This window comes from Lactobacillus johnsonii ATCC 33200 (assembly GCF_000159355.1).
GTDB lineage: Bacteria > Bacillota > Bacilli > Lactobacillales > Lactobacillaceae > Lactobacillus > Lactobacillus johnsonii.
Genome location: NZ_GG670122.1, coordinates 1 through 26,268 on the forward strand (window position 1 = coordinate 1; position 26,268 = coordinate 26,268).

Consider the following 26,268-nt stretch of genomic DNA (forward strand, 5'->3'; position numbering starts at 1 on the left):
TACTTTTTTAACTTTATGCAAGCATTTTCAATAAAAAAATGGTATGATATTAAAAGCAAGCGTATACATTTATTCTGCTATAAAGTATTCGTGGAGATATTTTGATTAAGGGGGAAATCAAATGGTAGGAATTGTCCTAGCTAGTCATGGTGGCTTTGCTGATGGGATCTTTCAATCTGCTGAAATGATTTTTGGTAAGCAAGAGAATCTGGCTCATGTGATTTTAAAGCCTGATGAAGGTCCAGATGACATTAGAGCTAAGATGGAAAAAGCTGTTGCTTCTTTTGATGATCAAGATCAAGTATTGTTTTTGATTGATCTATGGGGAGGTACACCATTTAACCAAGCAAATAATCTTGTTAAAGAACATGAAGATACTTGGGCTATTGTATCGGGTATGAATTTACCTATGGTTATCGAAGCTTTGGGTCAAAGAATGGCAAGCGATAATGCTCATGATATTGCCAAAGCTATTGTTAAACCGGGTCGTGATGGAATTAAAACACAACCTGAATCTCTTATGCCTAAAGAGGAGACAAAGGCAGCCCCAAGCAATAATGCACAACCACAAGGTGCTATTCCTGAGGGTACTGTCATTGGTGATGGTCACATTAAGTATGTTTTGGCTAGAATTGATTCACGTCTTCTTCATGGACAAGTTGCAACTGGTTGGACTAAGGCTATGAATCCAAATCGAATCATTGTTGTTTCAGATAATGTTGCTAAAGATAAAATTCGTAAAACAATGATTAAGGAAGCAGCACCAGCTGGTGTACCAGCAAATGTTGTTCCAATCAATAAGATGCTTGAAGTGGTAAAAGATCCACGTTTTGGAAATACTAAGGCATTGATTTTATTTGAAAATCCAGAAGATGCACTTAAAGCTATTGAAGGTGGAATGGACATCAAAGAATTGAATGTCGGATCCATGGCATATAGTGATGGTAAAGTTAATGTCAATACTGTTTTGGCAATGGATCAAAAAGATATTGATACGTATAAGAAATTAAAAGATTTGGGCGTTAAATTTGATGTCCGTAAAGTTCCTTCTGATGGTAAACAAAATATGGATGAACTTTTGGATAAAGCTCAAAAATTAGTTGATGAAAAGAAATAATTTATAGGGGGATTTGTTAAATGAATGCTATTCAGATGATTCTGGTAGTGATCGTTGCCTTCTTTGCAGGTATGGGAGGAATTCTTGATGAATTTCAATTCCATCAACCTCTAGTGGCATGTACTTTAATTGGTTTGGTTACTGGAAACTTAACTATCGGTATTATGCTTGGCGGTTCACTACAAATGATTGCTTTAGGTTGGGCTAATATTGGTGCTGCTGTTGCTCCAGATGCAGCTTTGGCATCAGTTGCCTCAACTATTATTTTGGTTCAAGGTGGACAAGGACAAAAGGGAATTGGTACCGCTATTGGTATTGCCATTCCTTTGGCCGTTGCTGGTTTGTTCTTAACTATGTTAGTTCGTACTATTTCTGTTGCTATTGTTCATATTATGGATAGAAAAGCTGAAGAAGCTAACTGGAGAGCTATTGACCGCTGGCAAATGATTGCTGTTGCTTTACAAGGTTTGAGAATTGCTATTCCAGCCGCATTATTACTTGCTATTCCAGCTTCTGTTGTTCGTGCTGGCTTAAATGCAATGCCTTCTTGGTTAAATGAAGGCATGACCATCGGTGGTGGTATGGTTGTTGCTGTTGGTTACGCTATGGTTATTAATATGATGGCTAGCCGTGAAGTATGGCCATTCTTCATCATTGGTTTCTGTTTGGCAGCCGTTAAGGAATTAACTTTGATCGCTCTTGGTGGTATTGGTATTTCACTTGCTATTATGTACCTTGCTCTTGAAGGTTCTAAAGGTGGAAACAACAATAACTCTAATTCTGGTTCAGGTGATCCATTAGGCGATATCCTGGATGACTATTAAAATTTGAGCGAAAGGAGGCTAATTATACAATGACTGAAACTGCACAAAAGAAATTAACTTTAAGTAAATCAGATCGTATTAAGGTTTGGTGGCGTTCTACTTTTCTTCAAGGTTCATGGAACTATGAAAGAATGCAAAATGGTGGTTGGGCTTACAGTTTAATCCCAGCATTAAGAAAATTATATCCTGAAAAGAAAGACTTATCTCTTGCATTAAAGAGACATTTGGAGTTCTTTAACACACACCCTTACTTAGCATCACCTATTATTGGTGTTACTCTTGCCTTAGAAGAAGAAAAGGCTAATGGTGCTCAAGTTGAAAACACTGCTATTCAAGGTGTTAAAATTGGTATGATGGGACCTTTAGCCGGTGTTGGTGACCCTGTGTTCTGGTATACAATTCGTCCTATTATTGGATCATTGGGTGCGTCACTTGCTTTGAGTGGTAATATCTTAGGACCTATCTTGTTCTTTGTATTATGGAATGTAATTCGTATGGCATTCTTATGGTACACTCAAGAAATGGGTTACAAAGCTGGTACTAAAATTACAGAAGATGCTTCAGGTGGTTTATTACAAAAAATTACCCGTGGAGCTTCTATGATGGGTATGTTTGTTATCGGTGCTTTAATTGAGCGTTGGGTAACAATTAACTTCAAACCAGTTGTTTCAAGTGTTCCACTTCAAAAGGGTGCTTATATTGATTGGAACACCCTTCCAAAGGGAGCAGAAGGTATTCATAAGGCTTTGAGTGAATACAACTTAGGTAATGGTATGGCCTTAGATAGAATTAAGGAAACAACCTTACAACAAAACTTAGATAGTTTGATTCCTGGTCTTACTGCACTTCTATTAACTTTCTTATGTATGTGGTTATTAAAGAAGAAAGTTTCACCAATCGTTATCATCATTGGTATCTTTGTTGTTGGTATTGTAGGTCACGTAATTGGCTTACTATAACAATTAATCAGATAAGAAACGGTCTTAGTTAGACCGTTTTTCTTATATATGAAAAGGTTTTTTATATGGTTCAATCATTAAATACAAAATCAGAGTATGTAGATGCTGCGACTTGGTTTAGAGGAATTCCTACATATGGAAAAGTTTTAGTCGGAGATAAAGGGTTTGAGTTTTATAGTGATAATAATCCAAATGACTATGTCCAGATTCCGTGGGATGAAGTAACTGTTGTAGTAGCCGATGTATATTTTGGTGGAAAATATATTCCTCGTTTTAAGATTTGTACTAGAAAAAATGGGAGCTTTATTTTTGCTGCAAGACATGTAAAGCCGACTTTGCGTGCTATTCGAAAGCATGTATCAGCAGATAACATGAGAAAAGCTCTTACCATTTGGCAAAAAATCAAACGGAATTTTAAGCACAAATAATAAGGAGAGTTAGCTCTAGGGCTAAGCTCTTTATTTTTTTATTAAAAAGGCCTTGGCATTAATGCTTACCTGTATTAAAATAACATTAATCAATTTTTTGATATCTAAAACTAGCTCTCAACTGACTGCTAGTTTTTTTTATAGGAGTGGCATTAAGTAATGGAAAATAAAAAGTCAATGCCTAAATTGAAACGTTCCATGACTGCTGGTCAAATGGAAATGATATCTTTAGGTGGGGCAATTGGGGTTGGATTGTTCATGGGATCCACTTCCACTATAAAGTGGACAGGCCCGTCTGTTTTACTGGCATATATGTTCGTTGGCTTAATTTTATACATCGTAATGCGGGCATTGGGAGAAATGTTATATGTTAATCCAGGAACAGGATCGTTTGCAGATTATGCAACTGAATATGTCCATCCATTAGCGGGATATTTAGCTGAGTGGGCTAATGTATTTGAATATATAGTTGTTGGAATGTCTGAAGTAGTTGCAGCAACTGAATATTTAAAATTTTGGTGGCCAAAAGTTAATGTGTTTTGGTCAGGAATTATTATTATTTTGTTTTTAGTCTTAGCAAATTTGGCTAGTGCTAAAGCATATGCTTCTCTTGAATTCTGGTTTGCAATGATTAAAGTTGTAACTATTATCTTAATGATTATTTTAGGATTCATTGTAATTTTCTTTGGAGTGGGGAACGGTGGAAAACCAACTGGCTTTAGTAATCTATGGTCACATGGCGGATTTTTCACAGGCGGAGTAAAAGGTTTCTTTTTCTCAATGTCAATTATTGTGGGTTCATATGAAGGAATTGAGTTGCTTGGAATCTCTGCTGGAGAGGTAGCCAATCCTAAAAAAGCAATTGTTAAAAGTGTTAAATCGGTTTTGTGGCGTATTTTGATTTTCTATGTCGGAGCAATTTTTGTTATTGTTACAATCTATCCATGGAACGAATTAAGTAATATTGGCTCTCCATTTGTAACTACATTTGCAAAGGTAGGAATCACCGCAGCAGCAAGTATTATTAACTTTGTGGTTTTAACGGCAGCGTTGTCAGGAGCAAACTCTGGAATTTATTCATCTAGTAGAATGCTTTTTAAATTAGCTCATGATGGGGATGCTCCTAAGACCTTTGGACATATTTCTAAGCGCATTGTTCCTAATCATGCAATTTTAGGTATTTCCGGGGGAATACTCATTGGATTTATTATTAATATGATTGCGGCTACAATTAATAAGTCTACTCAAGACTTATTCGTTGTCGTCTTCTCATCTTCAGTCTTGCCAGGTATGATTCCATGGTTTGTTATCTTGCTTGCCGAACTAAAATTTAGACGCAATAATCAAGATTTATTAGTAGACCATCCCTTTAAATTACCGCTATACCCTGTTTCCAATTACTTCGCATTTTTGATGCTGATTGTTATTGTTGTCTTTATGCTTATTAACCCTGAAACTAGAGTTTCTGTATTAGTGGGAGCTGCGGTCTTACTTATAGCTACAATTGTTTATCTATTTCGACATAAAAAGGATGGTGTAAATGATGGAGAATAAACAGAATCATCCCCCTAAACTAAAACGATCGATGACTGCTGGACAAATGGAGATGATCTCTCTAGGTGGAGCCATTGGTGTTGGATTATTCATGGGATCTACATCAACTATTAAATGGACAGGTCCATCGGTTTTATTAGCATATATGTTTGTAGGACTAATTCTATATATCGTAATGCGAGCACTGGGAGAGATGCTATATGTTAGTCCTGGAACAGGGTCATTTGCGGATTATGCAACAGAGTACATTTCACCATTAGCGGGATATTTAGCTGAGTGGGCTAATGTCTTTCAATATATTGTTGTTGGTATTTCAGAAGTTGTGGCCGCAACAGAGTACTTAAAGTTTTGGTGGCCTGAAGTTAGTGTTTTTTGGTCTGGAATAATAATTATTGCGTTCTTATTACTGGCAAACTTAGCTAGTGCTAAAGCTTATGGAACACTAGAGTTTTGGTTTGCGATGATTAAGGTAGTAACAATTGTGATAATGATTATTTTAGGCTTGCTGGTGATTTTACTCGGCGTAGGAAATCACGGAAAACCAATCGGCTTTAGTAATCTATGGTCACATGGTGGCTTTTTCACTGGTGGAGTAAAAGGATTCTTTTTCTCAATGGCAATTATTGCTGGTTCATATGAGGGAATAGAATTAATTGGTATTTCTGCTGGAGAGGTAGCCAACCCACAAGAGGCAATTGTAAAAAGCGTAAAATCAGTTTTATGGCGTATCTTGATTTTCTACGTTGGGGCAATCTTTGTGATCGTTACAATTTATCCTTGGAATCAATTAAGTAATATTGGCTCTCCATTTGTAGAGACCTTTACTAAGGTAGGGATCACAGCAGCTGCTGGGATTATTAACTTCGTAGTTTTAACCGCAGCCTTGTCAGGTGCGAATTCCGGTATTTATTCATCTAGTAGAATGCTATTTAAATTGGCACATGAGGGAGAAGCGCCAAAGGCTTTTGGAAAACTATCTAAGCGTATTGTTCCTGACAGAGCTATCGTTGGAATTACGTCAGGTATTTTAATCGGCTTTATTTTGAATTTGATAATGTCAACTATGAATAAGTCAATGGGAGAATTATTTGTGGTTGTCTACAGTTCCTCTGTTTTACCAGGAATGGTAGCATGGTTTGTAATTTTGATTGCTGAATTGAAATTCAGAAAAAATAATTCACATTTAATGGCTGAACATCCATTTAAGTTACCCCTCTACCCATACTCAAATTATTTTGCATTTGCAATGTTATTAGTGATTGCTGTATTTATGTTTATCAATCCAGAGACAAGAATTTCTGTAGGTGTGGGTGCTGGAGTTTTAGTGTTAGCAAGCCTTGTGTATATGCTTAAACATCGTAATAAAAAATAATTAATTAGACCATTTCTTTAGGGATGGTCTTTTTTTATTAGGACATAATATTAGCTTATAATGAGAAAAAGGTGTTAATTTTAAGTTATAGTGTTTACGCATTAAACTATATAATTTATAATTAAGTCTAACTGGTAAAAAGTAAGTTAAAGGAGCGAGTAAATATGAAACCAATTATTGGGATTTCTGGTTCTATAATTATTGATGATGGCGGTATTTTTCCAGGCTATCGTCGGAGTTATGTTAATGATGATTATATTGATTCTGTAATCCAAAATGGTGGAATTCCTTATATCATTCCTTTCAATGAAGATGAAGAGGTTGTGAAAGAGCAACTTTTAAATGTTCAAGGATTAATTTTATCTGGTGGTCATGATGTAGATCCTCATAACTATGGTGAAGAGCCTAAACAAAAATTGGGAGATATTTGGCCTGAAAGAGATAAATTTGATATGCGGCTCTTAAAACTAGCTGAAGAAAATGGAATTCCTGTTTTAGGAATTTGTCGTGGTGCACAAATTATTAATGTGTATCATGGTGGAACCTTATATCAAGATCTTAGTTATAGAAAAGAAAAAACATTAAAGCATAGTCAAGGTCAAACTCCAACCTTGCTTACTCATACTGTAAAAACAGTAGTAGGTACTAAGATTGCAGAATTGTTAGGCAAGAAAGAGATGCAAACAAATTCTTTCCACCATCAATTAATTAAGGATGTAGCAGATGATTTTAAGGTTTCAGCTCGTTGTGTAGATGGGGTAGTAGAGGCAATTGAAAACAAAGATGCATCAGTTATTGCGGTTCAATGGCATCCCGAAATGCTTCATCGTGTAGTTCCTTATCAAAATAATCTGTTTAAATATATTATTGATAATGCAAAGAAAAAATAGAAAGAAGTTATTAATAGATGAACGAAAATGAAACAAGTAAATTAGGCTTTTGGTCTATTGTTTTGTTGGCCATTAATTCGATTATTGGCTCAGGAATATTTTTAACGCCAGGGAACGTAGTTCAACAGGCTGGATCTAAAGCTTTAATCGTATATTTTATAGCTGCAATTTTTGCATCTATTTTAGCTATTTCTTTTGCAGCAGCAGCAAAATATGTAACTAAATCTGGAGCAGCTTATGCATACTCAAAGGCAGCTTTTGGAAATAATGTTGGTTTCTATATGGGAATTTTACGTTATTTTTCAGCTAGTGTTGCCTGGGGTGTAATGGCAGTTGGGGTTATTAAATCTACTATTTCTATTTTTGGTGGTAACCCTAATGAAACTACGAGCGTAACTATTGGTTTTTTGATATTAATGGCTGTCATTACGATAATTAATTTATTTGGTCAAAAAGTTGTTAAGTATGTTATGAACTTAGCAACTATTGGTAAATTAGCCGCTCTAGTATTGATTATTGTAGCAGGAGTAGTTTTATTAATTGTAAGTGGTGCTTCAAGTAATTTAAGTCAGGTAGATCAAATTACTCAAAATGGTCAAAAGATTGTTCCTACTTTAACTACTACAGGTTTTGTAATGGCAATCGTATCTGCCTTTTATGCCTTTACTGGATTTGAATCAGTTGCTTCTGGTTCAGACGATATGAAGAATCCTGCTAAAAACTTACCACGCGCTATTCCTTTAGCTATTATTGTTATCGCGGTAATTTATATTGGAGTTGTTGCTGTAGCGATGATGCTTGATCCTAAGGCGTTAATGACAACTAAGCAAGTTGTCGCAATTGCTGCTATCTTTAAGAATGAAATTTTAAGGGATGTTATCTTAGTTGGTGCTTTAGTTTCAATGTTTGGTATTAATGTTGCTTCTAGTTTCAATGCTCCACGAATTTTAGAGGCTATGGCACGTGAAAACCAATTTTCAAAAGCTTTAACTAAAAGAACCAAGAATAATTTTCCAATTAGAACTTTCTTTATTTCTGTATTACTTGCAATTTTAATTCCAATGGCATTTGAATATAATATGGTTAACTTGATTACTTTAAGTGCTATGGTACGTTTCTTAGGCTTTATTGTAGTTCCATTGGCAGTTATTCAATTCTATCGTGGAAAAACTGCAGAACCAGTTTTAAATGCGCAAAAGAATGTGTGGACTGATATTGTAGTTCCAATTCTTTCCATTGCTTTAGTAATTTTCTTACTAGTAGAATATAATTGGAAGGCTCAGTTTGGGGTGGTCAATGCACAAGGACAAGTAACTGGAATTAATTGGTATGCAATTGCTATGATGATTTTTGGATTTATCCTTTTACCTCTAATTATGTTTATTATCTCTAGAAAAGATCGTAAAGCTAGTAAATAACGAAAAAGACTGCTAAGCCGATTGGCTTAGCAGTCTTTTTTGTGCTATAGAATTTTTATGTCGGCAGCTTCACATGATTCAATCATTTCGGGAGGCCAAATACTTGCTTGAACTTCGCCAATATGAGCTTTTCCAAGTAAAAGCATACATAAACGAGATTGGCCAATACCACCACCAATTGTATAAGGAAGTTTACCTTCTAAAAGCATTTTGTGGAAAGGTAATTCAGATCTTTCTTCAGTATGAGCTTTTTTGAGTTGCTCTTTCAGCGATTCTTCGCTAACTCGAATTCCCATTGAAGAAATTTCTATTTTACGTTGTAAAGGTTCATACCAAAATAGTAAGTCACCATTTAATTGCCAGTCATCGTAATCTGGTGCACGACCATCATGTGGCTTACCACTACGCTTTAATCTATCACCAATTTTCATTAAGAATACTGCTTTTTTCTCTTTAGCTATTTTATCTTCACGTTCTTCTGGTCCTAAATCTGGCCAGCGGTCTTCCAGTTCTTGTGTAGTAATAAAAGTAATGTCGCTAGGTAAGCAGTAAGTAGAACCAGGATAGCGTGCGCTGAGCTCTTTTTCAGTTTCTTTAATTGCTTTAAAAATTTGTTTGACAGTAGTTTTAAGAGTCTCAATATTTCTTTCTTCTTTAGCAATAATCTTTTCCCAGTCCCATTGATCTACGTAGATTGAGTGAAAATTATCTAAATCTTCATCACGCCGAATTGCGTTCATGTTAGTATAAAGACCTTCATGCATTCCAAAACCATAACGCTTAAGTGCTAGACGTTTCCATTTTGCTAATGAGTGTACAACTTCGACTGTATCATCTGGCATAGCCTTTATATCAAAAGCAACCGGACGTTCAATCCCATTTAAGTTATCATTTAATCCAGTAGATTTTTCAACAAACATTGGTGCTGACATTCTTTGAAGGTTTAATTTGTCAGCAATTTTATCTTGAAAAGTTTCTCTAATGAAAACAATTGCGGCTTCAGTATCACGAATGGTTAAACTTGGATGGTAGTCCTTAGGTAATATTAATGTCATAATTATCTGTACTCCTTAGAAAAATTTTAAGAGTAAAGAAAAAGCCCTTCACTCCTGAGTTTCTCAGGACGAAAGGCTTTTTTCCGCGGTACCACCTAAATTGTCTAAAAATAGACCAGCTTAATAGAACACAATCATGCTCTTCGGCTTGATAACGTACCGATGACGGCGTAGCTTACTTTAATTTGGGCTAGCAGCACAGCGGAAAAGTGTTATTCGATAATTCAGGGTCTACTAGCTTCTCACTAACGCTAATTCACTGAAAGAATAAAATTATCTACTCGTCTCTTCATTGCTTTTTAATTTTTATATTAATTATATTTAACTCGATTTGCGTTGAAAAAGCAAGAGGTAAAAAGATAATTTTTTTCTAGTATGTTATGATGAATCTTGCATAAGACTAGGAAAGTTGGAAAAATATGACAAAAAAGAGATTGTGGACGTGTTTGGCAGCATTAGCCTGTGTCTTTTGGGGCATTTCAGGGTTATTTGCGAAGGGATTATTTAATATCAGCTCAAGTATAACGCCGATTTGGATTTCACAAGTTCGAATGGTAGTAAGTGGAGTATTATTATTGATTTTTGCTCAAATTACTGGCAAAAGACCACTTAAAACGATGACTGATAAAAAAGATGCAATTACTGTCATTGCGTACGGCTTGTTAGGATTATTACCGGTGCAATATTGTTACTTCATTGTTGTTCAACAAGCAAATGCCTCTATTGCTACTGTATTACAGTTTATTGGACCATTTTTTGTATTATTTTATATGGTAGTATTTGAGCATCAGGTATTACGTGCAGTAGATGTAATTGCTGCTATTGTTGCTTTTATAGGAGTTTTCTTTTTAGCTACACATGGGCACTTTAATCAATTGTCCTTAACTCCTTCAGTTTTATTTTGGGGCCTAATTTCAGCAGTAGGTGTAGCTACTAATACTCTTATTCCACGTAGATTACTTGATCATACTTCTAGTCTAGTAGTAACCGGATGGGGCTTGCTTTTTTCAGGTATTGCTTTGGTAATAGCACATCCGGTATGGCCAAAGATTCCGAATAATATTAACGTTTTTTGGCTAATGGCTGGTATAATCGTGATTGGAACTCTAATTCCATTTCAATGGATGATGGGATCACTTCGTTATATCAAACCATCAACTGCTAGTTTGTTAGATGCTTTTGAGCCGGTTTCCGCAACAATTGGGTCAGTAATTATTTTTGGATTAGTGATGGCTCCAGTTGATTGGGTTGGTTCAATAATGATCATTTGTGCAGTATTAGCACTTAATTGGGAACCAAAGCACCATAAATAAAAAAGTAGTTACTCATGATTTTTGAGTAACTACTTTTTTGGTAATTAGTTATTTCTTTTGCTGATTTTACTATGTTCATATCCATAGACACAATAGATAAATAGTCCAAATAAGAACCAAATGCTAGCAAAAATATAAGTTTTAACAGATAAAAAGCACATCATTCCAATGCAGGCAAGTCCGGAAAGAATAGGAATTACTGGATAGAATGGAACCTTGAAATCTCCTTCAGGAATATCTTTTCTTCTACGTAATAAGATGACCCCAAATGAAACAAAAGTGAAGGCAAGTAGTGTTCCAATTGAAACTAAGCTAGTAAGTTCTTTAAGAGAAAAGAGACCACCCATAATTGCAATCACAATAGTTACAATCCATAAGGCATTTTCTGGAAGACCATGCTTATCAATTTTTCCTAAAAAGCTAGGTAGGAGTCCATCGCGTCCAATAGAATAAATTAGACGTGAGCTTGAGTAAATCATAGTTAACATCATTGTACTCATTCCGACAATGGCACCAATCGATAATAAGTCTGCTACCCAACCTTGGTTAACGACCTTTAGAGCGTAGGCAACCGGATTGGCTACATCGAGTTGTTTATAATTTACCATCCCAGTTAAAACTACTGAAACTCCCATATAGAGAAGAGCTGCTACGATTAGAGTACCGATGATTCCAATAGGCATATTTTTTTTAGGATTTTTAACTTCAGCTGCTGAAGATGAAACAACGTCAAAACCTAAAAACGCAAAAAAGACTGTTGTAGCTCCACGTAAAACGCCTGTAGTTCCATATGGCGTGAAAGGTTGATAGTTTTTAGGCTTAATAAAAAATAAACCAACACCAATAAAAATAAATATGATTGCTATCTTAATTAAAACAGCAGCATTATTAAATTTCATGGATGCTTTCATTCCACGAGAAAGTAAGATTCCAATTAATAAAACGCTAATGACTGCCCATAAATTTAGGTACGTACCATTTAACGGATCGAATGGCCCCTCAAAATGATGCGGGATGTGTAAACCAAAGCTGTGTAGTAAGGAGTTGAAATAAGAAGCCCATCCAGCTGATACTGCAGCAACTGAGAGCATATATTCTAAGATTAATGCCCAACCTAAAATCCAGCCAATAACTTCTCCGTAAAGGATATTTCCGTAGGAATAAGCCGAGCCAGCAACAGGGATGCTAGAAGAGAGTTCAGCGTAACACATACTTGCTAGAGTACAAACTAAAGCAGCAATAAGAAATGAAAGTGTTACACCAGGACCAGCTTCTTTAGCAGCAACCGTACCTGGTAAAATAAAAATTCCTGTCCCAATAACTGCTCCGATACCAATGGTTAATAAGTCAAAAGCCCCGAGCGTTTTGACAAAGTGCTTATCAGTACCGAGATAACGCTTGAGGCTTTCTTTTCTAAACGGATTCAACTTCATTAGCAGTACGTTCCTTGTGACGTTCTAAAATCATTTTAACAATTGCGTTTGCCACATTTGTGTTTCGAAGTAGCGGTCCGTGTGAATATGATCCAATAAAGTTTTTGTATCGTAAACCTTCAACCTTATCTTGTGGATTGTTGCCGTAGCCTTCAATCATTTCACCAAAGGGATGAAGCATATTAGTATTATCAAAGTAAGTTTGTCCTGAATGATTTTCAAAAGCTTTTACTTCGCCCCATTCAGTCATATAGCGAGTATCACCAATCATTCGCTTGTCTGCCTTGAAAATTGTATGTAAAGGTAAGATACCTAATCCTTTGATGGTAATACCAGAATTGGTTTTGTAATAATCTCCCATCAATTGATAGCCGCCGCAGATGCAAAGCATTGGATTACCAGCTTTGATATAGTTTTCAATTGTTTCTTTATGACGTGGCAGATCTTTAGCTACAACAGTTTGTTCAAAATCTTGACCACCACCAAAGAATAAAAAGTCGTAGTCATTAGCATCAAAACTATCATCTAATGAAATGTTATCAACTTCAGTTTGATAGCCTTGCTTGCCAAATAGGTAGCGAATTACTTTAACGTCGCCAGAATCTCCGTAAGTATTCATTAAATCTTCGTATAAGTATGCAATTTTTATTGTTTTATCTGCCATAATTATCATCCTTATTTAAATTGTATGTTCAAAGTATAACTTAAAATTGTCTTAAATCATAGTTAGTAAAAAATATTAGTTCATTTCTTCTTGAGCAGCTAGATGGTTAATGGGGCCATATTTAGAGCCAACATTTATTGGATGTGAAATGGCTTCATAAGTAAAATCCTTAGCAATTTTAACGGCAGTTTTGAGATCAGTCCCTTTAGCTAATTCAGCTGTAATTACTGCTGATAAAGTATCACCAGTTCCGTTAGCTCGATCTGTTTTGAAATATGGCTTAGTTAACCATTCTTCTGAACCATCTGCTAATAAAAGGTAGTCCTTAACTTCAGTTTGATTGTTATTGTGGTGACTGCCCTTAATTAAAACATTTTTAACGCCCATTTTTTGTAGCTTTCTTGCGCCTTGTTTAATTTCATCTTCATTCTTTAGTTCAAGTCCAGTCAATTTCTGAGCTTCAAAAAAGTTCGGTGTAATAATTGTTGCAAGGGGAACCAATTCATCAAGAAAAGCTTGATAGGCATCATCTGCCAAAAGGGTAGCTCCATGCTTAGTGATGATTACTGGATCAAGCACAATATTTTGCATTTGATAATGTTTTAAATTTTTAGCAACTACATCAATAATTTCTTTATTAGCTAGCATTCCTGTTTTAACAGCTTTTATTTTAAAGTCTTCATTTAAAACATCAAATTGCTTTTGAATAAAATCTAATGGCATTAATTGTTGTGCAAAAATACCTTGAGAATTTCCTGCGACAGCAGCAGTTAAAAGACCCATTCCATAAACGTCACGTGCATAAAAAGCATGTAAATCTGCTGGCATTCCAGCACTTCCGTCACTATCATGACCTGCAATTGTTAAAGCTTCGATGTGTTCTTTTGACATATTGTGCCGTCCCTTCTAAAATTTATTTTTAGCAAGTTATTACTATCAATTATAAAAAATAAACTAACAAAGTGAAAGTGTTCTGTACGCAAGGCAGAACTTTTCTTGAACTTAAATCTCAAATACTTAATTACTTTAGAAAATAGTCTAGAATATAGATTGAGAGATAATATGGAGAATGAAGGATGAAAAGTATGGAACATAATCGTTTAGTTACCTTTGATGGTACTGTTAATTTTCGCGATATTGGTGGCTATGAAAATGATGAAGGCAAGCATGTTAAGTGGAATAAAATTTATCGTTCTGATTCCTTAAGTAGTCTAACTAAAAGCGATGAAGAAAAGTTAGAAAAAATGAAGGTTACAGTGGATTGTGATTTGCGTACAAGTAATGAACAATTAATGGCTCCTGACAAAAAATGGAGTGGAGTAGAAGTTCTCGATTGTCATGTCTACGCAGAAGATAGTAGCGGTAATTTTGTTAATGATAGCCATAAACTGTATCGTTTTTTACATCATATTCCTAAAGTTAATAGTTATTTAGGTGAAATTTATCAAAATGTGATTTTAAGTCCTGCTAGTCAAAAAGCTTTTGCTCGTGTGTTTGCCTCTCTACTTACATTGCCTGAAAATGAAGCGTTAGTGTATCACTGCAGCGCTGGTAAAGATAGGACAGGAATGACCACAGCATTAATTTTAAAGGGCCTTGGTGTTGATGAACATACAATTGCTCGTGACTATTTATTAACAAATGAGCTGTATACTTTTGGTCTTAAAAAACAACTCCCAAGTGATTCTGAGATGATTAAAATGGTTAATCGAATGAATGTTACTGAAGGAGAAGGTACCGCTATTGAAGGAATTACTCAGACAATTGATAGCGGGTATGGTGGTTTTGAAAATTACTTTACGAAAGAACTTGGTTTTTCAAAACAAGATCTAAAAGATTTTAGAAAATTATATTTAGAGTAACAAAAAACATTAGACACATCTAAAAGTGTCTAATGTTTTTTAGTTTCCACTAGATTCACGTTTAAGTAGTTCTACCGGTAAATAGTAGGTATAGTTATCCAGTTCTTCAGTTGGATTATCAATTCTTTTTTCTAAAAGTTTAACAAGTAATTGTGCAATTGAGCGAATAGGTTGAACAATTGTAGATAAACGTGGTTCAAAATCACGGACAACTTTACTACCATCAAAGCCAATAATTTTTAAATCTTTAGGAATATGAATACCTAAATCATGACTGATATTTAAAATAAGAAGGGCAGTGAGGTCATCAGAAGCGACTATTCCATCTACTTTATGATTTTCTAGTAAGTCTCTAATTGCCATTTCTTTTAAGGCAAGGGTTTCATTAAAGATCACTGGATGAATATGTTCTGTTAACTTGAGTTCCTTAATTGTTTCTTTATAGCCCAGGAGCCGCTTTTGAGTAGGATGACCATCTAAAGTGGGATTTCCTACAAAGTAAATGTGACGTGCACCATGATTATAAAGCTCTTGCGTAGCTAAACTACCGCCTTTAAAGTTATCGGCACTAACGATTGGAATATTATCCGATAGTTTTCGATCAAAAGATACAATTGGTAAGCCAGTTCTTTGATACTCTTCAATTCCTAAGTTATGTGCACCGGCAATAATGCCATCGACTTGATTAGCCATTAACATTTGCAGGTAAGTACGCTCTTTTTCTTTGTCATTGCCCGCGTTACAAAGAATTGTTTTATAGCCGTGTTTAAAAAGTTGATCTTCTATTTTAGAAACTAATTCTCCAAAAAAAGGATTAGAAACATCAGGAAAAATTAAACCAATTAATTTGGTTTTCTTGCCTTGTAGAGATCGAGCAACTGAATTAGGTTGATAATTTAACTCTTTCATTGCTTCATGAACTTTTTTACGTGTTTTTTGACTAATATAGCCGTAATTATTAATTACGCGTGAAACTGTAGTAACAGAGCAGCCTGCTTTGGCAGCTACATCGGTTAATTTGACCATTGTTATCTTCCTATAGTATAGAATTCATGCTCCATAGTCGTCCCGTGTACTTAGTATCTTTGTCAAAAGCAATTTTTTGGTTTGGAGTTGGTGCAAAGAATCTTAAAGTTGCAACATGACGACCATTATTGATGAAAATTTCGCATAATGAGCCATCGATGAAAATATCTAAATCTAGATCTTGATCATCTTTCAGGTCAATTGTTCTAGTTGCTCCATAATCCGGGTTAACAGCTGGACCACTTGAAGTACGATCAATTGTTAATTTTGCGTTTTTATCTGTATTAAAATCAAGTACTAGACTTGATGATAGATCTTCATTAGAAGCTAAGTGTAATTTTCCACTTTGACCAGCTAGTAAGTGAAGTTTTAGTTCATATTGCTTACCAGCTGCTTGACTAATTATCTTTTCATTATTGAGCTGTTTCTCATTATGACGTAATTTCTTAATTGCGTCTACTGGATGTTGATATAACGCCCCATCTTTAATTTCTAATCGCTTAACTTGACTGTAGCAATTAGCCCAGTTTTCTTTATCAGTTGGATAAGTACAATCTGGAAGACCAACCCAAGAAATGGCATAAGAATTTCCATCCGGTGCATTAAATGCTTGAGTGGCATAGACATCAAAGCCATCATCTAAATTAGCTGGATGGTCTTGAAGAGGAGTAAATTTTGCTTCACTTAAGTTAATATCTTTTCCGATCCAGTACATATTTGGATAAATATTTTTGTAGTCAGCAACTGACTTATCTAATCCTTGAGGACAGAAAATTAAAACAGGATAATTATTAACAAAAACTAGGTTAGGACATTCAATCATATAGCCCATTTCGTCTTTGCCTAAGTCTAAGTATCCATTTTCATGCCAATTTTTGAGATCAGTTGATTCATAGATATCAATGTGACCCTTCTTAGTCTTAGCATCTTGGGCCCCAAGTAAAACATAATATTTTCCATCATGTTCAAATAATTGTGGATCACGGAAGTGTTCACTAACATGGTCTGGAGGTAGGATTGCGGCATCCTTAGGTTTAGTAATATGATTATCTTTATCCATTTCCGCAATTACTTGATAAGGAATTCTAGTCCAGTCTTTGTCGCGGTGATTCCCTGTATACATTAATAGAAGTTTTCCATCATGTTCCATTGCTGAACCTGAGTAGGCACCTGCATTATCTAAATCACTATCTGGATCAATTACTGAACCAAGATAATGCCAATGCACTAAGTCCGGTGAAGCATAGTGAATCCAAGATTTAACTCCATGAACTGGTCCAAATGGATAAGACTGACAAAATAGATGGTACTCACCATTATAATAGGAAAATCCATTAGGATCATTGATTAATCCAGAAAGTGGGTGGATATGATAGTGCATTTGATAGGGAGACGTTGCAGCTTGAGCTTGAAGATTTAATAAAGTCTGTGCATCCCAATCTTTATATTTGCGATAACGTCGTTCTCTTGTCCATTCCATAATTTATTCACCTCATTGAATATGTAAACGCATTCTTATATAAGAATGTTAACTTAAAGCTGGTCTATATGTCAAACGAATAACAGTATTAAACTAGTATTTTAAAAAATTAGAAATTAAAATGTTTCAAAATAATAACATTTTTTATGATAAGCGCTTGACATAATCTTGAAATGCGCTATCATAATACATGTAAATATTTAAAACGCTTACACATTTTCAAGGAGGAGACAGACATGGATCACAAAAAAGTTGCTGAAACAGTTATTGAAGCTGTTGGTCGCGACAACTTAGTAGCCGCTGCTCACTGTGCTACGCGTCTACGTTTAGTCTTAAAAGACGATAGTAAAGTAAATATGAAAATGCTTGATAGCGATCCAGATATCAAGGGTACTTTTAAAACTAACGGTCAGTTTCAAATTATTATTGGACCTGGGGATGTTAATAACGTCTACGATGAATTAATTAAAATGACAGGTCTATCAGAGCTTTCAACTGATGATTTGAAGAAGGTTGCTCAAAAGGATCAAAAGTTCAATCCAGTAATGGCCTTTATTAAGCTTTTATCTGATATCTTTGTTCCTATTATTCCAGCATTAGTAGCCGGTGGTTTATTAATGGCCTTGAACAACTTCTTAACTTCTCCAGGTTTATTTGGAGCTAAGTCAGTTGTTCAAATGGCACCTAGCGTTAAAGGATTATCTGAAATTATCCAGGTAATGTCCGCTGCTCCATTTATTTTCATGCCTATCTTAGTTGGTATGTCTGCTGCTAAACGTTTTGGAGCTAACCAATTCTTGGGTGCAACTATTGGTATGATCATGACCACTCCAGCTTTAGGTGGAGCGGGTAAATATTGGGATATCTTTGGTTTACACGTTTCTCAAACTAATTACCAATACCAAGTTATTCCAGTCCTAGTAGCAGTTTGGCTTTTAGCTTTCTTAGAAAAGAGATTCCACAAGTGGCTACCATCTGCAGTTGACTTTACTTTCACACCACTTCTTTCAATTATGATCACTGGTTTCTTAACTTTTACAATTATTGGACCAGTCTTTAAAGGTGTGTCAGATGCAATAACTACTGCGATTGTTTGGCTTTACAATACTACTGGTGCCTTTGGTATGGGTATCTTTGGTTTATCTTACTCAGCTATTGTTACTACTGGTCTTCACCAAAGTTTCCCAGCAGTTGAAACTCAACTTTTAGCTGAATATGCACGTGGTCGTGGATCCGGTGACTTTATCTTTGTTACCGCATGTATGGCTAACGTTGCGCAAGGTGCTGCTACATTTGCTATTTACTTCTTAACTAAGAATGAAAAGGTTAAGGGCTTAGCAAGTTCATCTGGTGTTTCTGCATTACTTGGTATTACCGAGCCAGCTTTGTTTGGTGTTAACTTGAAGTACAAGTTTCCATTCTTCTGTGCTTTAATTGGTGCAGGTGTTGGTGCTGCTTTTGCCGGCTTAATGCATGTTACTGCCGCTGCTCTTGGCTCAGCTGGTTTTCTTGGATTCTTATCAATGGTTCCAAAGAGCATCCCAATGTGGGCACTTTCTGTAGCAATTAGTTTCATTGTTGCCTTTGGTTTAACCTTTGTATATGGTAAACGTCACTTTAAGGAAGACGTAGTAGAAGAATCCGGTACTGTTGAATCTGCTGGTGATCAAGTAGCACAACAAGAAAAAGCTGAACAAATTATCAAAGAAGATAAAGAATTACATGATGAAGTAATTGCCGCTCCTGTTTCAGGTAAGGCAGAAAGCTTGAAAGATGTAAATGACCCAGTCTTCTCTACTGAAGCAATGGGTAAGGGTGCTGCAATGGTACCAAGTGAAGGTACTATCTACTCCCCAGTAACTGGTGAAATTACAGTTGCTTATGAAACTAAGCATGCTTATGGAATTAAATCAGACGAAGGTGCAGAAGTTCTAATTCATATTGGTATTGATACTGTTAACATGAAGGGTGAAGGATTTACTACTGATGTAAAACAAGGCCAACATGTTGAAAAAGGTGAAAAGCTTGGAACAGTTGATTTAGATGCTGTGAAGAAAGCAGGATACGATACAACTGTCATGACTGTAATTACTAACACTACTAGCTATGCAAATGTTCAACGTATTGATGGCGTAGAAAAGAAGCATGGTGACGACTTAATCGCAGTTACTAAGAGATAAATTTTATTAATAAAATGAAATAAGCTCATTTCCGTTTTAGGGGATGAGCTTATTTTTGTGAGTAAGATAGAATATAGATATAAGATTAATTAAATTAACAGAAAGGTTCAAAAATTGTGACTAATCTTCACGTAATTCAAGCAGATATCACCAAATTAAAAGTCGACGCAATTGTTAACGCCGCTAATCGTACCCTTTTAGGCGGCGGAGGGGTAGACGGTGCTATTCACCGGGCTGCTGGCCCAGAATTACTAGCAGAGTGTCGAACGCTCAAGGGATGCGACACTGGGGAAGCCAAGATAACTAAAGGCTACAATGTACCAGCTAAATATGTTATTCACACTGTAGGACCAGTTTATAATCCTAATTTTGCTCAAAAAGATGCAGAACTTTTAGCAAATTGTTACCGCAATAGTCTCAATCTGGCTAAAAAGTATAATTTACATTCAATTGCTTTTTCTTGTATTTCAACTGGTGTATATGGCTATCCAAAAGAAGAAGCTGCCAAAATAGCTGTTGAAACTACAAGAAGCTGGCTTAAACAACAAAAATTTAATATTAAGGTCTACTTTTGTGTATTTGATTCAGAAAATAAAGCCATATATAATAAATTAACGTCTTAACTAAAGTGAGGAGTTTTAGATGAGTTTAAAATATGCAAAACGAAGTCAGGTGATTTGGTTTGCTATCTTAGCTGCAATTAAGGCTTGTAATATCTTATTTGTGGCTTATATGATCAAGATTATGCTGAATGTGGCATCATCGCATTCAAAGGATGTAATGCACTTGGTGCGTTTAGCAGCTTTAACGGCTTTAGGGCAGCTATGCTTCATGATGAGTAATTTCATCTATGAGCGTGTAAAAATGGGGATCATTCGTGATGTTAATATGGTTTTCAAGCAGGCTAATTTACAATATTTGGTTGACCAAGGTGAACCAGATATAAAAAATGGTTTGTCACTTATGACTAATGATTTGAAACAAATTGAAACAAATCGAATTACAGCTCAACTTGATATGATTTATCAAGGTCTAACTTTTATTGGATCATTAGCTTTTGCCTTATATAATTCCTGGCAAATGACTATTATTTTTGTAGTTGCGATGGCGGCTCCAGCTGTTGTACAAATCTTTACTAGTAGAATTATTACCAAAAAATCTAAAATTTGGGCTAAAACAAATGCTAATTATACTCAGAATGTTTCTGATTCATTAAATGGGGCTCAATCAGCTAAACTCTATAATGTTAGAGATAATATTGTCGTAAGAGCAACAAAATCAGCTCAAAATATGGAAAATGCTCTGCGAAATATGAACTTAACTCAAGCTTGGGCCTTAGAATTAATTTATTCTGCTGCTGAATTATTCTGTTTCATTATTCCATGTACGATTGGTGGCATAATGATGATGCAGGGAAGCTTAAGTGTTGGTACCTTATTTATGATGGTAGATTTGGCAATGAACTTTATTACGCCAGTCGTAACCTTGTTTAATGAATTTAATCAAGTTAAATCAACTGTTCCAATGTGGAAGAAAACACAAAAAGCCCTTAATTATGAAATAAAAGAAAATTCAGAGAAAGCCAAGAAGTTTGAAGGACTATATGTAAAAAATCTTTCGTATCAAACTAAGTCAGATAAGCATACAATTTTTACAGATGTTAATTTACAAGTTAAACCTGGAAAAAAGATTCTGCTCATGGCCCCAAGTGGTTGGGGCAAAACCACTTTGTTGCGCCTAATGCTTGGTTTAAAGAAGCCAGTAAAGGGTAAAATTTTGATTAACGGAAAGAATGTAACTGGGGACTGGGCAAAAGCTCATAATTATTTCTCTTATGTTAATCAAAAACCTTTTATGTTCGATGATACGTTGCGGTTCAATATTACCTTAGGTAGAAAGGTTAGCGACGAAAAATTAAAGGAAGTTATTCATCTAGCTGGTTTAGATGAATTAGTCAAAAAAGAGGGACTTGATCATAAAGTTGGCGAAGCTGGCAATGGGTTATCAGGTGGACAAATCCAACGAATTGAAATTGCTCGTGCCTTATTGTCAGGACGACCAATTTTATTAGCTGATGAAGCTACGAGTGCTCTAGATCCGAACTTGTCTCTAGCAATCCATGAAACTCTTTTGAAAAATCCTGATGTTGCAGTAATTGAAGTTGCTCACAAAATTTCACCAAAAGAAAAAGCGATGTTTAATAAAATTGTTCACTTAGACATGAGTGAAGGAAGTAAAAACAAAAATAATTAAAAATAAGCTTGAGAAGTTTTATACCTCTCAAGCTTATTTCTTTAGTTTAATTTTGCAAAAAAGTTAGTGAAGATTTTTTCTTGCTTCGGATCGTTTAATAGCTTATCTGGTCGCCATTGAATACCTAACATTGTTTGATCAGTTGATTCGATAGCTTCAATAATACCATCAGGAGCAGTAGCAACAATATTAAAGTTGTTGGCAATCGTCTTAATAGCTTGATGATGATGGCTATTAACGTAGGGATGAGTTCCTACAGCTTTAGCAAGTTCACTTTCATCAGTTACATTAACGTGGTGACTTTCTAAAGAGAGATCATTTGGTTGAATATGTTGAACACCTGCACCAGAATTTTGAGCATAAATATCTTGGAAAAGTGTACCGTTAAAAGCAACATTTAACATTTGCATTCCGCGGCCAATTCCTAAAATTGGTAAATTGGAATCATGGGCATTTTTGATTAAGTTTAGCTCAAATTGGTCTCGATGTGGATCAGTTTCTCTAAGCTCAGGAAGTGGCTCTTCATTATAAAAAATTGGTGTGATGTCAGGACCGTCGCTAAGAATCAGAGCATCGAAGTTGATACTAGGCACTGGCATCGTCTTTAAGCTTACTGGAGCAAAGACAAGAGGAAGAAATCCTAGTTTTACAACAGTGTCAACAACACTTCGATCAATAATTACCTCATTATTTTTAATACCTGCAGTAATACCGATAGTTTTCATAAAGAAACACTCCTTTAACAAGTTAGGCATTGCGAGATTGGGAAGAAAATTGCATGATTAAATAATTAATCAGTAAGGTAATCCCAGTTGCTGCAAATACCCATTCATAAGTAAACATACCAGAAATAGTTGAACCTAGTAAAGACCCCAATACTGCCCCAACTGCTTGGAAGGATTGATTGTAAGAAAAGACCCTACCAAATGCTTCTGGTGGAACATTCAAAGTAAGAATTGTTTGAGCAGCTGGAAGTAAGCCAGCACTGATAATTCCTAATAAGAAACGCCAGAAACCTAATGACCAGGCATTAGGAATAAAAGTCATTGGAATAAATAAAATAGTAGCAATTAATAATCCCCATCGCAAAACTTTTTCAGCACCAACACGATCCATTAAGTGACCAATATGTGATGCAGAGAGCATTGTACCAAGACCGGGTGTAGCCGCAACAATCCCGGCGATTAGGGCAATATTATTACTGTGTGGCATTAAAGATTTAACATAAAGAGAGACAATGGGATCGATAGACATAGTTGAAGATTGAACAATCATTGTAGTTACAAACATAATGATAATTAACTTAACATTAGGTAAGTCTTGCAGTATTTGTCCCATTGGTTTCATCTTTTCTCGGGAAACTGGTGTGAAGTCCTCTTTTACTAATAACCATGTTCCTAAGAAAGTTAGAAACATTAGTCCGCCAGTAATAAAGAAGGGAATGCGATAACCGAATGCGCTTGATAAAGCACCACCAATTAGAGGCCCCACTAAGTTACCCGCAGTTCCTGCAGTCATCATTTGACTCATTACCCAGCCACTACGCTGATGCGGTGTCTCACCTGCCATGAGCGCCGTTGCGTTATTGATATAACCTGAAAATAAGCCTTGTAAGAAGCGCATACAGATAATGAAAAGAGCACTTTGAGCTAAGCCGGTAATAAAGATGGTTAAACTCATAACGCCAGCAGCACGCATGCACATTAATTTTCTACCTTTACGATCGGCTAAATTACCCCAGTAAGGGGAAATAATGGCCTGGGCAATAAAAGTCATGGCAAATGCTAACCCTGAGTAAAGGTTTAATTGTAGTTTATTATAATGACCTAGTTCAGCCATAAATAAAGAAATAAATGGCATTGTCATTGAATAACCTAATCCTGTAATAAAACAGCCAAGCCACAGAGTATAAAAAGTTTTATGCCAACCATTTGGTAAAATGCTGGCTTGTGATTTATTCACCTAGTCATCTCAATTCTAAATTACTTTTTAATTTATAATAGGATTATTTTAGCACAGTGTTTTAAAAGTAATTATTTTTAACTTGTTTAATTTTCTTAAAAAAGTAATGCGGATAGTCTTCTAACATGCTAATATTGATTAGCACAATAAGGTAAAGGTAGAGAATAGTGAATAAGATGGAAGATTCTAAAGATAAGAAAAAAGTTTTAACTAGAGAAGAGTATCGAAAGCGACTAGCAAGCCATGGTAAAGTGAACGTTTGGGACTTGTTCTTAAACCGGCCATACATTTCAGTAGCTTTAATTGTGCTAGCAATTCTATTTATTATGACCAAGTGGTGGCTTGGTCTAGTAATTTTAATAATTGCTGCAATTGCTGGAGCATTTATCATTGTAAAAAGTAAAAACCCTGACAGAACTCTTAGTTTGGAATTTAAATTAGGTGGGAATAAGACACTTCATTTACTTAAAGCATTGCAGTTAGGAGCTTCAATGATCATGTTTTTGTCCACTTATATGCGACAAGTTGTTACTATTAATTTTCAAACTACTGGCTCACAAGATATGTTAAAAATGCTCCAAGGTGCGGCTGCTAGCACCAATAATGTTTATGCGGTTCAAGGAGCAAATGTAGTTGGATTACTTGATAGCTTATTAGGGGGGAGTTTATGGGGCACCTACCGCTATGCGACAAATAGTGGTCAATTTATGAATGATCCGACAGGTAGATGGATTATGATTTGGACTTTCCTTTTAATGGTAGCCCCTGCTATTTGTGTTTTGGCACAATTCTTTAGAGAACCGTATTCACGTCGTGCTATGTTGGTGGGATCTGGTATTTCAACAGTGTTATTTGTTCTAACACCAACCTTAATTCATCAATGGGCATATCAATTTGCCATTAACCATCAAATTAATCCAGCACAGATCGGTCAAATGTTTAGTGTTGGCTATATGGCCTATTTTGGCATGGGATGTAGTATTCTAGTATTTGTAATTGCTATTATTCGCAGCATTAAACGAGATAAATTTTAATGAATGAAGATAAAATTGCTACTATAATTTAGGTAGCAATTTTTTATTTGGAGAAAAAAGATGAGTTTTGATCGAAGAAAAGTAGAAATTAACAAGCAAATGATTTTAATGCCCATTAATACTGGTGTAAGTGAAAAAGATATTTTAAAGCAAGCAGAGGAAATAAAAAAACTACAGCCTGAGATGATGGAGTGGAGAATTGATTATTTTAAAGACGTAGTTTTGATGAATAGGTTACTTGAAGTTGCAGGAAAAGTGAAAAATGTGATGGGGACTATTCCTATTTTAATTACATTTCGTAGCCAAAAATTCGGCGGCAAAACTGAATTAGATAGTGAAGATGCATATTTAAACCTAGTAAAAATTATAATTGATTTTAAATTGGGATATGCCGTTGATATCGAGCAAGGACATGTGTCGGATAGAGTAAAAGGGTTAATTAAAGATGCGAAATCTAAGGAAGTACAAGTGGTACTTTTTTAGATAAAAAAAACTCTTTCGGAAAAGTGACCGAAAGAGTAAAGTTAAGGAAAGCTACAAAATGTTATATGAAAGCGCTTCAATCGCCTTCATAGATTATTATAGTAGAGTGTGAGCTGAAGTGCAAATATTTTTTCAGAGATGAGGAATAGATTTGAATAACGATCCACTTATATTTGAATTTGCGATAGCTAAAGATAAACCATCTAGTTTTAATGGTAGTAAGGATATTACCTGTCCTTTTTGTGATGTGGAAAATTTAAGGGATATTTATCAAACCAATGGTCCAATGATCTGGCTGGCTAATCGTTTTCCAACTTTAAAAGATACAAAACAAACGGTATTAATTGAATCAGATGAACATCATGGGGATGTTGCTACATATTCACAAGAATATAATCGCCGCTTAATGAAGTTTGCTCTTGAATGTTTCGACAAGATTAGGCAAAACAGAGAATTTAGATCAGTCCTTTGGTATAAAAATTTTGGACCTAAGTCTAATGGATCACTGTCTCATTCGCATATGCAAATTGTTGGTTTGTATAAAGAAGATGGCTATAAATATATTCATGAAAATAATTTTACTGGAATTACTGTTTTTAAGACAAATAATATGGAAGTTAATTTCGCGACACATCCAGTTCAAGGCTTTCAGGAATTAAATGTTAATTTAATAGATAAAAACGGCTTAAATCTTTGGGCGGATTGGATTCAATACGCTATCCGTTATACTTTAGAAGAGATGTATGGGGGAAAATGTGATTCATATAACCTGTTTTTCTATCCCAATAAAGGCGGAATTTGTTGTAAAATTATCCCACGTTTTTATGCGCCGCCTTATTTTGTAGGATATAAATTATCTGAGTGTAATGATAATAATACCTTGAGAAAAGAAGCGAAGAGATTATTAAATTTTGTACAAAAATCTTGAAATAATATTTCAGTACCTTAAAATGTTGAATAG

24 protein-coding genes and 1 other annotated feature are annotated in these 26,268 nt (G+C 35.3%); of the genes, 16 read left to right on the forward strand and 8 right to left on the reverse strand.

Going from position 1 to position 26,268, the window contains the following annotated elements; all coding sequences use genetic code 11:
* The first annotated feature begins 121 nt into the window (after positions 1-121).
* The 8 genes from HMPREF0528_RS07715 to HMPREF0528_RS07750 all read left to right on the forward strand — a co-directional run bounded on the left by HMPREF0528_RS07715 (position 122) and on the right by HMPREF0528_RS07750 (position 8,562).
* The gene (locus HMPREF0528_RS07715) at positions 122-1,117 is read left to right on the forward strand and encodes a PTS sugar transporter subunit IIB (RefSeq protein WP_004896473.1); all 996 of its coding nucleotides are present in this window, start codon (positions 122-124) and stop codon (positions 1,115-1,117) included.
* A gap of 20 nt (positions 1,118-1,137) precedes the next feature.
* Positions 1,138-1,941 (forward strand): PTS mannose/fructose/sorbose transporter subunit IIC, encoded by an 804-nt coding sequence (locus HMPREF0528_RS07720; RefSeq protein WP_004896474.1) that lies wholly within the window; start codon positions 1,138-1,140, stop codon positions 1,939-1,941.
* Between the two features lie 29 nt (positions 1,942-1,970).
* Entirely contained in the window at positions 1,971-2,900 is a 930-nt protein-coding gene (locus tag HMPREF0528_RS07725; protein WP_004896475.1) for a PTS system mannose/fructose/sorbose family transporter subunit IID, read from the forward strand.
* Positions 2,901-2,965: 65 nt separating this feature from the next.
* On the forward strand, positions 2,966-3,328 hold the full coding sequence (locus HMPREF0528_RS07730) for a DUF956 family protein (protein WP_004896476.1): 363 nt from the start codon (positions 2,966-2,968) through the stop codon (positions 3,326-3,328).
* Positions 3,329-3,487: 159 nt separating this feature from the next.
* Positions 3,488-4,882: an amino acid permease gene (locus HMPREF0528_RS07735; RefSeq protein WP_004896477.1), complete on the forward strand. Its 1,395-nt coding sequence runs from the start codon at positions 3,488-3,490 to the stop codon at positions 4,880-4,882.
* The gene (locus HMPREF0528_RS07740; protein ID WP_034525413.1) at positions 4,872-6,254 is read left to right on the forward strand and encodes an amino acid permease; all 1,383 of its coding nucleotides are present in this window, start codon (positions 4,872-4,874) and stop codon (positions 6,252-6,254) included. The genes HMPREF0528_RS07735 and HMPREF0528_RS07740 overlap by 11 nt, the downstream gene beginning before the upstream one ends.
* Positions 6,255-6,418: 164 nt before the next feature.
* Positions 6,419-7,144 carry a gamma-glutamyl-gamma-aminobutyrate hydrolase family protein gene (locus HMPREF0528_RS07745; RefSeq protein ID WP_004896479.1) on the forward strand — a complete coding sequence of 242 codons (726 nt, stop codon included), beginning with the start codon at positions 6,419-6,421 and terminating at the stop codon, positions 7,142-7,144.
* A gap of 17 nt (positions 7,145-7,161) precedes the next feature.
* The gene (locus HMPREF0528_RS07750) at positions 7,162-8,562 is read left to right on the forward strand and encodes an APC family permease (protein ID WP_004896480.1); all 1,401 of its coding nucleotides are present in this window, start codon (positions 7,162-7,164) and stop codon (positions 8,560-8,562) included.
* A gap of 44 nt (positions 8,563-8,606) precedes the next feature.
* Here the strand turns inward: HMPREF0528_RS07750 and asnA are convergent, their stop codons facing one another.
* Complete coding sequence (asnA, locus tag HMPREF0528_RS07755; RefSeq protein WP_004896481.1) at positions 8,607-9,617, reverse strand: aspartate--ammonia ligase; 1,011 nt, start codon at positions 9,615-9,617, stop codon at positions 8,607-8,609.
* 61 nt (positions 9,618-9,678) lie between these two features.
* Positions 9,679-9,919 (reverse strand) — a binding site (T-box leader).
* A 117-nt stretch (positions 9,920-10,036) separates the two neighbouring features.
* Here asnA and HMPREF0528_RS07760 point away from each other — a divergent pair.
* A complete protein-coding gene (locus HMPREF0528_RS07760) occupies positions 10,037-10,930 on the forward strand; it encodes a DMT family transporter (RefSeq protein ID WP_004896482.1) in 894 nt (297 codons plus the stop codon).
* Positions 10,931-10,974: 44 nt separating this feature from the next.
* Here the strand turns inward: HMPREF0528_RS07760 and HMPREF0528_RS07765 are convergent, their stop codons facing one another.
* The 3 genes from HMPREF0528_RS07765 to thiD all read right to left on the reverse strand — a co-directional run bounded on the left by HMPREF0528_RS07765 (position 10,975) and on the right by thiD (position 13,918).
* A complete protein-coding gene (locus HMPREF0528_RS07765) occupies positions 10,975-12,363 on the reverse strand; it encodes an APC family permease (protein ID WP_004896483.1) in 1,389 nt (462 codons plus the stop codon).
* On the reverse strand, positions 12,344-13,027 hold the full coding sequence (locus HMPREF0528_RS07770; protein WP_034525385.1) for a type 1 glutamine amidotransferase: 684 nt from the start codon (positions 13,025-13,027) through the stop codon (positions 12,344-12,346). The genes HMPREF0528_RS07765 and HMPREF0528_RS07770 overlap by 20 nt, the downstream gene beginning before the upstream one ends.
* Before the next feature lie 75 nt (positions 13,028-13,102).
* Positions 13,103-13,918 carry a bifunctional hydroxymethylpyrimidine kinase/phosphomethylpyrimidine kinase gene (thiD, locus tag HMPREF0528_RS07775; RefSeq protein ID WP_004896485.1) on the reverse strand — a complete coding sequence of 272 codons (816 nt, stop codon included), beginning with the start codon at positions 13,916-13,918 and terminating at the stop codon, positions 13,103-13,105.
* 194 nt (positions 13,919-14,112) lie between these two features.
* On the opposite strand from thiD, the gene HMPREF0528_RS07780 reads away from it, so the two are divergent.
* Positions 14,113-14,889 carry a tyrosine-protein phosphatase gene (locus HMPREF0528_RS07780; protein ID WP_034525387.1) on the forward strand — a complete coding sequence of 259 codons (777 nt, stop codon included), beginning with the start codon at positions 14,113-14,115 and terminating at the stop codon, positions 14,887-14,889.
* A gap of 39 nt (positions 14,890-14,928) precedes the next feature.
* Here HMPREF0528_RS07780 and HMPREF0528_RS07785 read toward each other — a convergent pair whose 3' ends face one another.
* Together HMPREF0528_RS07785 and HMPREF0528_RS07790 are read right to left on the reverse strand one after the other, a co-directional pair.
* Positions 14,929-15,915 (reverse strand): LacI family DNA-binding transcriptional regulator, encoded by a 987-nt coding sequence (locus tag HMPREF0528_RS07785; RefSeq protein ID WP_004896487.1) that lies wholly within the window; start codon positions 15,913-15,915, stop codon positions 14,929-14,931.
* A 10-nt stretch (positions 15,916-15,925) separates the two neighbouring features.
* Positions 15,926-17,395 carry a sucrose-6-phosphate hydrolase gene (locus tag HMPREF0528_RS07790; protein WP_004896488.1) on the reverse strand — a complete coding sequence of 490 codons (1,470 nt, stop codon included), beginning with the start codon at positions 17,393-17,395 and terminating at the stop codon, positions 15,926-15,928.
* 236 nt (positions 17,396-17,631) lie between these two features.
* Between HMPREF0528_RS07790 and HMPREF0528_RS07795 the strand changes: the two genes are divergently transcribed.
* The 3 genes from HMPREF0528_RS07795 (at position 17,632) to HMPREF0528_RS07805 (ending at position 21,828) form a co-directional block, all read left to right on the forward strand.
* Complete coding sequence (locus HMPREF0528_RS07795) at positions 17,632-19,575, forward strand: sucrose-specific PTS transporter subunit IIBC (protein ID WP_004896489.1); 1,944 nt, start codon at positions 17,632-17,634, stop codon at positions 19,573-19,575.
* A gap of 116 nt (positions 19,576-19,691) precedes the next feature.
* The gene (locus HMPREF0528_RS07800) at positions 19,692-20,198 is read left to right on the forward strand and encodes an O-acetyl-ADP-ribose deacetylase (RefSeq protein WP_004896490.1); all 507 of its coding nucleotides are present in this window, start codon (positions 19,692-19,694) and stop codon (positions 20,196-20,198) included.
* A 19-nt stretch (positions 20,199-20,217) separates the two neighbouring features.
* The gene (locus tag HMPREF0528_RS07805) at positions 20,218-21,828 is read left to right on the forward strand and encodes an ATP-binding cassette domain-containing protein (protein ID WP_004896491.1); all 1,611 of its coding nucleotides are present in this window, start codon (positions 20,218-20,220) and stop codon (positions 21,826-21,828) included.
* Between the two features lie 41 nt (positions 21,829-21,869).
* Here HMPREF0528_RS07805 and HMPREF0528_RS07810 read toward each other — a convergent pair whose 3' ends face one another.
* Positions 21,870-22,553: a gamma-glutamyl-gamma-aminobutyrate hydrolase family protein gene (locus HMPREF0528_RS07810; RefSeq protein WP_034525389.1), complete on the reverse strand. Its 684-nt coding sequence runs from the start codon at positions 22,551-22,553 to the stop codon at positions 21,870-21,872.
* A 22-nt stretch (positions 22,554-22,575) separates the two neighbouring features.
* On the reverse strand, positions 22,576-23,790 hold the full coding sequence (locus tag HMPREF0528_RS07815) for an MFS transporter (RefSeq protein ID WP_004896493.1): 1,215 nt from the start codon (positions 23,788-23,790) through the stop codon (positions 22,576-22,578).
* A 176-nt stretch (positions 23,791-23,966) separates the two neighbouring features.
* On the opposite strand from HMPREF0528_RS07815, the gene HMPREF0528_RS07820 reads away from it, so the two are divergent.
* The 3 genes from HMPREF0528_RS07820 (at position 23,967) to HMPREF0528_RS07830 (ending at position 26,235) form a co-directional block, all read left to right on the forward strand.
* Entirely contained in the window at positions 23,967-24,824 is an 858-nt protein-coding gene (locus HMPREF0528_RS07820) for a hypothetical protein (RefSeq protein WP_004896494.1), read from the forward strand.
* 60 nt (positions 24,825-24,884) lie between these two features.
* Complete coding sequence (locus tag HMPREF0528_RS07825; RefSeq protein WP_004896495.1) at positions 24,885-25,307, forward strand: type I 3-dehydroquinate dehydratase; 423 nt, start codon at positions 24,885-24,887, stop codon at positions 25,305-25,307.
* A gap of 151 nt (positions 25,308-25,458) precedes the next feature.
* A complete protein-coding gene (locus tag HMPREF0528_RS07830) occupies positions 25,459-26,235 on the forward strand; it encodes a DUF4931 domain-containing protein (protein ID WP_004896496.1) in 777 nt (258 codons plus the stop codon).
* The last annotated feature ends 33 nt before the right edge of the window (positions 26,236-26,268 follow it).